The organism is Pinirhizobacter sp. (assembly GCF_035317885.1).
Taxonomy (GTDB): domain Bacteria; phylum Pseudomonadota; class Gammaproteobacteria; order Xanthomonadales; family Rhodanobacteraceae; genus Pinirhizobacter.
In genome coordinates this window covers 1-2,110 of record NZ_DATHFX010000503.1, presented here as the reverse complement: position 1 = coordinate 2,110, position 2,110 = coordinate 1, and the positions used below count along the sequence as shown (strand labels likewise).

Annotated in this window: 3 protein-coding genes; 2 read left to right on the top strand and 1 reads right to left on the bottom strand. The window is 62.7% G+C overall.

What is annotated here, in order from left to right; genetic code table 11:
* Together VK519_RS16585 and VK519_RS16580 are read left to right on the top strand one after the other, a co-directional pair.
* Nucleotides 1–271, top strand: a 271-nt coding sequence (locus tag VK519_RS16585) for an energy transducer TonB (protein ID WP_324351591.1), incomplete at its 5' end; no start/stop codon positions are given.
* Nucleotides 272–392: 121 nt separating this feature from the next.
* On the top strand, nt 393–1,397 hold the full coding sequence (locus VK519_RS16580; protein WP_324351589.1) for a class I fructose-bisphosphate aldolase: 1,005 nt from the start codon (nt 393–395) through the stop codon (nt 1,395–1,397).
* Between the two features lie 367 nt (nt 1,398–1,764).
* On the opposite strand, the gene VK519_RS16575 is transcribed toward VK519_RS16580, so the two are convergent.
* Nucleotides 1,765–2,110 (bottom strand): TolC family protein (locus tag VK519_RS16575; protein ID WP_414692767.1); only part of this gene is annotated, 346 nt, incomplete at its 5' end.

Below are 2,110 nucleotides of genomic sequence, written 5' to 3'. Positions count from 1 at the left end.
CCTCAACATACCCGGTTGCACCGCCGTCACCTACACGATCGGCTCCGACGGCAAAACCTACAATGCGAAGGTCGCCAAGACCATACCCGCGAGCGATCTTGGCCCCACCGCGGTCAGCATCGTGCGCAACTTCAACTACCGGCCCAGCGGCATGAACCGCCAGGCGCAGCCGGTAAGCACGTACTACGTCGTGCAGTTCAACATGCCCACGGACCCCGCCGAGCGCGCACGCCTGACCAAGGCCTGCGATCTGGCCGGCTACACGGGATGAGGCCCACGGCCGGCTAACGGACGGTGGCTTATACTTAGCGTTTCAAGACCTTGCCGCGGGTGCCACTCCTGCGGCCATCTTCCAGTGCGGCTCGAACGCCGCCCCGATCCACGGAGTTGTCATGAGCATTGAAGATCTCGAAAGCGTCGCCCAGGCCATGGTGGCGCCCGGCAAGGGCATCATCGCCATCGACGAATCCAACACCACCATCGCCAAGCGTTTCCAGGGCGTGGGCATCGAGAACACCGAGGAAAACCGCCGCGCCTACCGCGAGCTGCTGCTCACCACTCCCGGCCTGTCCGAGCATATCTCCGGCGCCATCCTGTTCGACGAAACCATCCGCCAGTCCACGAAAGACGGCGTGCCCTTCACCCAGGTGATGAAGAAGAACGGCATCATCCCGGGTATCAAGGTCGACAAGGGTCCGCAGCCCCTGGCCGGTTTCCCGGGCGACGTGGTCACCGAGGGCCTGGATGGCCTGCGCGAGCGCCTGCAGGAATACGCAAAGCTCGGCGCACAATTTGCCAAGTGGCGCGCGGTGATCAACATCACCGATGAAAACCCCAGCTCCACCGCAATCGAAGCCAACGCCCATGCGTTGGCGCGCTACGCCGCGCTGTGCCAGGAAGCGGGCATCGTGCCGATGGTCGAACCCGAAGTGATCATGGACGGCGACCACACCATCGAGGTGAGCTACGAAGTACACGAGGCAGTGCTGCGCAGCCTGTTCAACGCACTATACGAGCAGAACGTCATGCTGGAAGGCACCATCCTCAAAGCCAGCATGGTGATCCACGGCACCAAGTCCGCCGAGAAGGCGGATGTCGAGGAAGTGGCCGAAGCCACCGTGCGCGTGCTCAAGAGCACCGTGCCCGCCTCGCTGCCCGGCATCGTGTTCCTGTCCGGCGGCCAAAGCGACAAGGACGCCACCGCGCACCTGAACGCCATGAACCGCATGGGCCCGCATCCGTGGCCGCTGAGCTTCTCCTACGGCCGCGCCATGCAGCAGGCCGCGCTGAAGCTGTGGGCCGAGGACATCAAGGGCAACGTCGCCTCGGCGCAGAAGATCGTGCACGAGCGCGCGAAGGAAAATGGCCAGGCTGCCTTGGGGCAGTGGAAGGGCTGATTGCGAGCCAGTGAACTGAAAAGGCGCCCTTTCGGGGCGCCTTTTTTATAAACGCTTAATCACGGTATCTGGCAATTTACAGTGCCACGAACGATCCAAGGGCCCGTGTAAGAGGGCGGCATTGGCTGGCGAAGCACAAGAAAGGCCGTGGGACCAATGGGGACTCCACTGTAGGCCCGGCATTGAGTTCTGGCGTTGAAGTCTGCGACCTGCGCTGCAATTCCGTACGTAGCCCCGGAGCCGGATCCCGCCGTAGTGATAATGCGTGTCTGCGACAGGTCGCCATCGTCGACCTGTGCCACAACACTAGTTGAGATCAGGCCGAGCAGTGCTGCGGCAACGCATATGTTGAATTTGTCCATCACCATCACTCCTTGATTGGATTATTTGACCGCGGTTGCGGCTCTTCCAGAACCGATTCACCAAGAGCACCACGTGCGGCGGCCAAGCGAAGGCGGTCAAGGAATTGGTTCGCGCGTGCCTGGGCAGTGGCACGTTGCGTTTCAATTAGGCGGCGCTGGGCAAGCAGTGCATCGACGATCGTGCGGGTCCCGGTGTCGAGACCGGCGCCGGTCGCCGCCACGGCAGCACGCGCCGCGATCTCCGCCGATTCACGCGCATGCGTGATGGAATCGTTCGCGAGGATGGTTGCCTCAAGCCGACGGGTCGTGCGTGTGGCATCGCGCAAGGCAATATCGAGTTCGGCCTTGGCG

Excerpts from the sequence above, each read along its gene's own strand:
- VK519_RS16580 (WP_324351589.1), top strand. The coding sequence starts at position 393 with ATGAGCATTGAAGATCTCGAAAGCGTCGCCCAGGCCATGGTGGCGCCC.